The following is a 7,733-nucleotide window of genomic DNA, read 5'->3' as shown; positions in this document are numbered from 1 at the left end:
GGGGTCGCCCGAGGCGCCGGCCGGGACGGCTGCGGAGTCCCCTGAGGCGCCGCCTGAGGTGCCGGCCGGGACGTCGGCCGGGACAATTACGGAATCGCCCGAAGCACCGGTCGGGGCGTCGATCGGGGCGTCGGCCGGGACGGCTGCGGAGTCGCCCAAAGCACCCACCGGGACGCCCGCCGGGACGGCTACGGAATCGCCTGAGGCGCCGGTCGGGTCGTCGGCCAGGACGGCTGCGGAGTCGCCTGAGGCGTCGGCCGGGGCGGCTGCGGGGTCGCCCAAAGCACCGGCCAAGGCGTCGGCCGGGACGGCTACGGAGTCCCCCGAGGCGTCGGCCGGGACGGCTACGGAGTCCCCTGAGGCGCCGGCCGGGACGGCTGTGGAGTCGCCCAAAGCACCCGCCGGGACGCCTGCCGGGACGGCTACGGAATCGCCTGAGGTGCCCGCCGGGGCATCGGCCGGGACGGCTGCGGAGTTGCCGGAGGCACCGGCCGGGGCGTCCGCCGGGCTGTCGGCCGCGCGGTCGGTTGCGGCGTCGGCCGGGGCGCCCGCCGAGCTGTCGGCCGCGCGGTCGGCCGGGGTGTCACTCACGTGGGTGATGCCTGCCATTGCCAGCCCGATCGCGTGTGCGTCCGCCGAGGTCCGGTCCACGTCGGCCACGATCCGACCCTCGTACATCACCAGGATTCGGTCCGACAGCGCGAGCACCTCGCTCAACTCGGCCGACACGAGCAACACCCCGTGCCCCGCGTCGCGATACTCCACGAGCCGGTCGTGGATGTTGCCGATCGCGCCGATGTCCACCCCGCGTGTGGGCTGCTCGACCAGCAACACCGGGGCGTCGTGGGTGATTTCGCGGCCGATGATGGCCTTTTGCTGGTTGCCGCCGGACAGCGTCCCGATCGCCACGGCCGACGACGCGGCCTTGACCCCGAAGCGCTCGATCACCCGCGCGGCGTGGTCGCGGATCGCGGCGCGGCTGAGAAACCCGCCGCGCCCCGCAATCGGCGGCGCCCGGTGGAAGCCCATCGCGAGGTTGTCCGCGAGCGACGCGTCGCGGGCCGCGCCGACCGTGCCGCGATCCTCCGGGACGTACGCGATCCCGGCCCGCCTACGGTGCTCGACCGACGCCGTGCCGACCTCGACGCCGGACACGACGACGCTGCCGATCGCGGGGCGCAAACCGGCGATGGCCTCGACGAGTTCGCTCTGGCCGTTGCCCGCGACGCCGGCGATACCGACGATCTCGCCGGCGCGCACGGTCAGCGAGACGTCGTCGAGGGTGGCCTTGTCGGCGCCCTTGGTGGCGATGGTCAGGCCGCGCACCGCGAGTACCTCGGCGGCGGGCGTGCCGGCGGCGTGTACCCGGTCCAGGTCCACCCGGCGCCCGGTCATCGCGAGCGCGATCTCGGCCGGGTTGGTGTCGGCGGTCTCCAGTCGGGCGGTCACCCGGCCGTCGCGCAGCACGGTGACCCGGTCGCTGACCGCCATCACCTCGTTGAGCTTGTGCGTGACGAGCAGAACGGTGCGGCCCGATCCGGCCAGCCCGCGCATGACGTCGAGCAGGCGGTCGGCCTCGGCCGGGGTGAGCACGGCGGTGGGCTCGTCCAGGATCAGCACCCGCGCGTCGCGGTAGAGCAGTTTGAGGATTTCCACACGCTGTTGGACGCCGACCGGCAGGTCTTCCACGCGGGCGTCAGGCGGGACCTGGAGGCCGTGTCGCTCGACGAGTTCGGCAACCCTGGCCCGCGCGCCGGCGCGGTCCACGAGGCCGCGCCGGGTGGGTTCGCTGCCGTAGACGACGTTCTCGGTGACGGTCAGCGAGGGGAACAGCTTGAAGCCCTGGTGGACCATGCCGAGCCCAGCCGCGATGGCCTGTACGGGCGAGCCGAAGGTGTGCTCGACCCCGCGCAGCCGGATCGTTCCGGCATCGGGTCGCTGGAGGCCGTACAGAATCGACATGAGCGTCGACTTGCCCGCGCCGTTCTCGCCCATGACCGCGTGGACCTCACCGGTCGCGACCGTCAGGTCCACCCGGTCGTTGGCGAGCACGCCGGGAAATCGCCTGACGATGCCGCGCATCTCGACCTCGGCGCCGGTCGCGGGCTCGGCCTGCTCGGGCCGCTCGGCCCGCACCGTGCCGTGGGCCTCGGCTGCGTGCTGATCGCTCATCGGGTGACTCTCCGTCGGAAACGCGGATTCGGTCGTACCTGGCGGGGTCCGACGGGGGCGCCGGTCACCCGGTGCCCCCGTCTTCGCTGCGCCGGCGTCGCTGCGCCGGGCCGACCGGACCGGCGCTGCTGCACCGCCGTTGCCGGACCGGCGTTGCTGCGTCGGTCCTACTGCGCCGGTGTTACTTCGCGGCCGGGTCGGCCACGGCGATCGAGCCCGCGACGATCTGGTCGCGCAGCCCGAGCACCGTCTTGATCGTGTCGGGGTGCTGGGCGATCAGGCACTGCGAGGTCTCCAGGCCGGGCTCCAGGCTGGTGAGGGTGATGCCGCCCTCCTTGAGCCCGTAGGAGGTCACGCCGCCGGTCCTGCCGCCCGCGATCTGCTCGACGCCGCGCTCGACGGCGATGTCGGTGCGCTTGATCACGTTGTCCACGACGTTGCCGGGGGACGCGGGGCACTGGTTGACGTCGACGCCGAACGCCTGGATGCCGGCCGTCTTGGCCGCGCTGAACACGCCGAGGTTGCCGGCCGCGGAGGCCGCGCCCATCACCTGGTCGACGTTCTTGGCCTTGAGCGACGCGGTCTGCTCGCTGGCCCGGGCCGGGTCGTTGAACGGCTTCTGGCCGCCGACGAAGACCTGGGTGAACTCGGTCGCCGGGTTGGTCTGCTTGGCGCCGGCGCCGAACGGGTCGGAGAAGCGGCGGATCTGCGGGCTGTCGAGGGCGACGACCGCGCCGACCTTGCCGGTCTTGCTCAGCAGGCCCGACTCGGCGCCCGCGAGGAAGACGCCCTCGTGCTCTCGGAAGGTCGCGCAGGTGATGTTCGGGTACGGCTTGGTGGTGCACGAGTCCACGAAGAGGAACTGCTGCTTCGGATTGGCCTCGGCCTGCTGCGCGAGCACGTCGGCGAACTCGAAGCCGACCGCGACCACGACGGCGGGCTTCTGCCGTACCGCCGCCTCGACGTTCTGCTGTACCGCGCTGGTGTCCTTGCTCTCCAGGACGGTCGCGCTGCCACCCTGCTTCTTCGCCGCGTTCTGCGCGCCCTGCGCCGCGAGCTTGAGGAAGTCGTTGACGCCGATCGGCTCGGGCGTCACGAGCACGACGTTCTTGGCCGAGTCGGTACCGCCGCCGGCGGACTTCGAGTCGGACTTGTCGGAGGCGTTGCACGCGGTCGCGGACAGCGCGGTGCCGACGACGACCGCGGCGATGGCCAGGCGGTGGCGGGAGGTGATGCGGTACATGAGCTTCCTCGGGAGGCTGTGCGACATCGCCGGGGCGGCGCGGTGTCGGCGGGTTGAACGGTCGGGAGCTTCGGCCCCGGCCTCTCGGCGCCGTGACGGCGCCTCAGCTGTGGAGCGGCAGGCGGTGTACGCGCGATTGGATCTCGAATCTGATCAGGTGCGATCGATTCCGATCAGTGCGGGCGACGACAACAGCCACCGAGCCGGGAGGGCGGAGCGATACACGCCATGGAGCAGCCTCGGTTTTCGAAACACGCGGTGAAACGCGACATGTCGGCCATGGCTACTCCTTCCCGAACCCGTCCAACGTCGGTGCGATGATCACACGCGACAGGTTCCGGGAGATTAGCACCCCAAAACACCCTCTCCTGTCGATGACCAACATATGGACAAAATGTCCACGATGTGAGCACGCCGTGACTGTCGGATACCGACGCCGACCGAATCACCACGAGATCGCGAACGATGTACCGATTGCCGAACCACACGGTCACGAGCCCGGCTCGCCGACCGCGCTGCTGTCCGCATCCCGGGCGCGCCGCCGGGTCTCGGCCAACCGCGACGTAGCATTCCTCACGGATCCTCATGCCGGCACGGTGCTCGCATCCGTTCGGGTCGGATCGCTTCGATCTCGCTCGGACGCGATCCCGCACCGATCGGTACGCGCCCCGCCCCGCCTCATCGCCGGCCGCCGCCCGCCCACCGGCCCGACACCCCGGTCGGCCCGCACAGAAGGACACGCGATGACCTCCCCGATATCCCCCGCCACACCGGCCTCCCCCGTGCGCTCCCTGGAGTGGCTGGACACCGGCCTGCGGCTGCTCGACCAGACCGCGCTGCCGCAGCGCGTCGTCTACCTCGACATCACCGACGTGGACGCCCTGATCGACGCCATCCGCCGGCTCGCGGTGCGCGGCGCGCCCGCGCTGGGCGCGGCCGGCGCGTACGGCGTCGCGGTCGCGATGCGGCAGGGCGAGCGTCAGGGGTGGGACGCCGGCCGGCTCGACGCCGAGATCACCCGCGTGCGCGACGCCCGCCCCACCGCCGTCAACCTGGCCGGCGGCGTGGACCGGGTCGCCCCGCTGATCCCGGCCGGCCTCGACGCGGTCCTGGCCGAGGCGCACGCGGTGGTGCGTGAGGACATCGAGGCCAACCACGCCATCGGCCGCAACGGCGCCGACTGGATCCTGTCCCGGGTGGAGCGCCGTCCGCTGCGCGTGTTGACCCACTGCAACACCGGCTCGCTGGCCACCGCCGGTTGGGGCACCGCGCTGGGCATCATCCGCGAGTTGCACGCCCGCGGCCTGGTCGAGGTCGTCTACGTCGACGAGACACGCCCGCTGCTCCAGGGGTCGCGCCTGACCGCCTGGGAGTTGGACCAGGAGGGCATCCCGCACCTGGTCCAGCCCGACAGCGCCGCGGCGAGCACGATTCTGCGCGGCCTGGTCGACGTCGCGGTCATCGGCGCGGACCGGATAGCCCTCAACGGCGACACCGCCAACAAGATCGGCTCGGTCGGCGTGGCACTGGCCTGCGCCGACGCCGGCATCCCGTTCGTGGTCGCGGCCCCGCGCACCACGTTCGACGACCACACCCCGACGGGCGCCACGATCACCATCGAGGAGCGCCCGGAGTCCGAGGTCCTGGAATGGGCCGGCACCCGCGTGGCCCCCACCGCGTCCCGCGCCTTCAACCCGGCCTTCGACGTCACACCGGCCCGCCTGATCAGCGCCATCGTCGACGAGACGGGCGTGCGCGACACGTTCTGAGCCGAGCCGGCCGTACGTGTCCCGGGCGCGCGCGACGCGTCGCGCGCGCCCGGGACACGGAGCCGTCAGCCCTCGGCGATGCGGTACGACAGCAGCCATTCGACGATCTCGACGTGGTGACGGGCCTGGCGGGCGTCCTTGCCCCACACGTACAAACCGTGCGACGCGACCACGACCGCCGGAACCCCCTCGACCAAGGCGGCTTCCAGTCGGTCGCCGAGTTCGGTCATGTCCTGGCTGTTGGCGATCACCGGGATGACCACGGTCTCGTCGTGCGCCGCGTGGCCGATGCCCTTGAGCATCTCCAGGTCGCGCAGTTCGATCCCGTCGGGCCAGCGCTTGCCGGCCAACACGGCGGAGACCGTGTGTACGTGGAAGACCGCGCCCGCGCCGGTCAGGGCCACCACCCGCGCGTGCAGTCCGGCCTCGGCGGATGGCCGGCGCGGCGGCGTACTGGCCTCGGCGTCGATCGGCGTGCCCATGCCGTCGACGACCACGAGGTCGTCGTGCGCCAACTCGCCCTTGTCCAGCCCGGACGCGGTCACCGCGAGCCGCAGCGGCTCACGCCCGAGCACCACCGACAGGTTCCCCGACGTCCCGCGCATCCAGCCGAGCCCCGCGAACCGGGCCGCCTCGGCCGCGAGCGTCGCGCCGGCCGCGTCCCGCTCGGTCTTCGAACCAGCCTCGGGCGCACTCATACCGGATTCCTCACTTCGCGTATCAAACCGCCGGGTCGATCATCATTCCACCCGATCGAAGACAACCCGAAAACGGGCCCGGCGGCACGCGGCCGCCGGGCCCGATCAAATCACCACATCGCGGTAAAACCGCAGCCTCGGTGTCATACGACACGGGTGGTGCCGGTGGTGCTGGTGGCGCCGATGGTGCCGGTGGTGCAGACGGTGCAGGTGTCGCCAGTGGTGCGGGCTGGGTACCCTCCTCCCCAGCCACCAACCGCGAACCCACGGCATCACCCCTCGGCCGCGCCCGCCCGCCCCCGTGCGAGCAGGAGGTACACCCCGCCCGACACCACAATCGGCAAGAACCAACTGAGGTCCGCCCCGTCCAATGCCGAACTCACGGCCCCGTGCACGAGCGGCGAGTTGATCGTCAGCAGTCCCGTTCCCATGCCACACACCATCGCCACGAGCCCGCGCACGTTCACTCCGCCCGTCCCCCAATAACGGCTGGACGGATTCGCCGTGTGGATCGCGGTGTGGTCGTACTTCCACCGCCGCAGCACCCCGTCGACGATCCACACCGCCGCGAACGGACCGGCCCAGATGTTGACGAGCGACAGGAACTCGTTGAGCGCCTTCTCGAAGTCGTACACGAACAGGATGAACAGCACCGCCGCGAGCGCCAGGATCGCGTCCAGGGCCGTGGCCACCCAGCGCTTGAGGGGGATGCCGATCGCCTGGACCGCAAGGCCCGACGAGTAGAACACCGATGCGTTGTTGGAGATCGAACCGGTGAAGCACGCGATGATGTAAAGCACGTACACCCACACCGGCACGAGCGGCTCGACGCCGCCGACGGGGTCGGCCAGGTCGGTCTGCGTGGCGATCAGTACGCCGACCAGGCCGAGGTAGACGGACATCCCCGCGCCGCCCGCGACGACGTTGCGAAACACCCTGCGCACCGGCGTGGCCGACGGGAGGTAGCGGGCGTAGTCGGGCGAGACGACCAGATACGACAGTGATCCCGACGCGATCAGCGCGGCCGCCGTCAGGATCACCGGGACCGCGTCCCAGCCACCGACGCCGCCGTGCTCGGGCCGCCAGGACCAGTTCACGTCGCCGATCGTGAGGGCGAGCAGCAGCAGGAAGATCACCGCGACCGCAGCGGCGAAGTACGGCTGGACCTTGATCAGCATCCGGTGGCCGGTCACCGCGATCACGATCGCGGTACCGAGCACGATCGCGGTGGCCAGGATCTTGCCGAGCGCGCCGGGGTGTTCCCAGCCGAGTCGCTCGAACAAGGCCAGCACCGCGAACACGCCGAGCAGCCCGTTGACGGTCTTGAAGCCCAGCGACATGGCCCACGTGAACAGCGCGTTGACCCGGTTGCCGAGCACGCCGAACGCGGCCCGGCTCAGGGTCAGCGCCGGCAGCCCCGCGCGCGGCCCGGCCACCGAGCTGAAGCCGACCAGCGCGAACAGCGCGTTGCCCGCGAGCACCGCGACCATGGCCTGGACCAGGGACAGACCCATGCCGATCGCGAGCGAGCCGAGCACGAAGAAGAACTGGTAGGAGTTGATGCCCGCCCAGAACAGCCCGAGCTGACGTGGCGTCATGTAGCGCTCGGACTCGGGGATGAAGTCGTAGCCGTGCTGCTCGACCCCACTCGCGGTGCCGTGCCCTGCGGGTGGGTCGCTGCTGTGCGTGGTGATCGTGCTCATGGTGGGTTCCTCAAGCTTTCCAGGCTAAGGGGGGACGAACGCGCCGACGGGCGTTGCCTGCTCGGAGCCGACGGGCGTCGCGCGCTCGGAGCCGACGAGCGCCGCGGGTTCGGAGCCGACGAGCGCCGCGGGTTCGGAGCCGACGAGC

The 7,733-nt window shown here is 71.5% G+C and carries 5 protein-coding genes; 1 reads left to right on the top strand and 4 read right to left on the bottom strand.

The features are described 5' to 3' along the window. Together GT354_RS12000 and GT354_RS11995 are read right to left on the bottom strand one after the other, a co-directional pair. A partial coding sequence (locus tag GT354_RS12000; RefSeq protein WP_346011991.1) for an ATP-binding cassette domain-containing protein occupies positions 1 to 2,082 on the bottom strand: 2,082 nt, incomplete at its 3' end. A gap of 271 nt (positions 2,083 to 2,353) precedes the next feature. After that, complete coding sequence (locus GT354_RS11995) at positions 2,354 to 3,415, bottom strand: BMP family ABC transporter substrate-binding protein (RefSeq protein ID WP_161356284.1); 1,062 nt, start codon at positions 3,413 to 3,415, stop codon at positions 2,354 to 2,356. Between the two features lie 743 nt (positions 3,416 to 4,158). Between GT354_RS11995 and mtnA the strand changes: the two genes are divergently transcribed. Further along, positions 4,159 to 5,184, top strand: a complete 1,026-nt coding sequence (mtnA, locus tag GT354_RS11990; RefSeq protein ID WP_161356283.1) for an S-methyl-5-thioribose-1-phosphate isomerase — start codon at positions 4,159 to 4,161, stop codon at positions 5,182 to 5,184. Between the two features lie 65 nt (positions 5,185 to 5,249). Here the strand turns inward: mtnA and mtnB are convergent, their stop codons facing one another. Next, positions 5,250 to 5,882 (bottom strand): methylthioribulose 1-phosphate dehydratase, encoded by a 633-nt coding sequence (gene mtnB, locus GT354_RS11985; protein WP_161356282.1) that lies wholly within the window; start codon positions 5,880 to 5,882, stop codon positions 5,250 to 5,252. Positions 5,883 to 6,154: 272 nt separating this feature from the next. After that, a complete protein-coding gene (locus GT354_RS11980) occupies positions 6,155 to 7,585 on the bottom strand; it encodes a cytosine permease (RefSeq protein WP_161356281.1) in 1,431 nt (476 codons plus the stop codon). Positions 7,586 to 7,733 lie beyond the last annotated feature (148 nt).

Source organism: Streptomyces sp. SID3343, assembly GCF_009865215.1.
In the GTDB taxonomy this organism is placed as follows: domain Bacteria; phylum Actinomycetota; class Actinomycetes; order Streptomycetales; family Streptomycetaceae; genus Embleya.
Note: the sequence above shows the minus strand (reverse complement) of the source record. Positions and strands in the feature narration are given on the sequence as shown.

Excerpts from the sequence above, each read along its gene's own strand:
- GT354_RS11995 (WP_161356284.1), bottom strand. The coding sequence starts at position 3,415 with ATGTACCGCATCACCTCCCGCCACCGCCTGGCCATCGCCGCGGTCGTC.
- mtnA (WP_161356283.1), top strand. The coding sequence starts at position 4,159 with ATGACCTCCCCGATATCCCCCGCCACACCGGCCTCCCCCGTGCGCTCC.
- mtnB (WP_161356282.1), bottom strand. The coding sequence starts at position 5,882 with ATGAGTGCGCCCGAGGCTGGTTCGAAGACCGAGCGGGACGCGGCCGGC.
- GT354_RS11980 (WP_161356281.1), bottom strand. The coding sequence starts at position 7,585 with ATGAGCACGATCACCACGCACAGCAGCGACCCACCCGCAGGGCACGGC.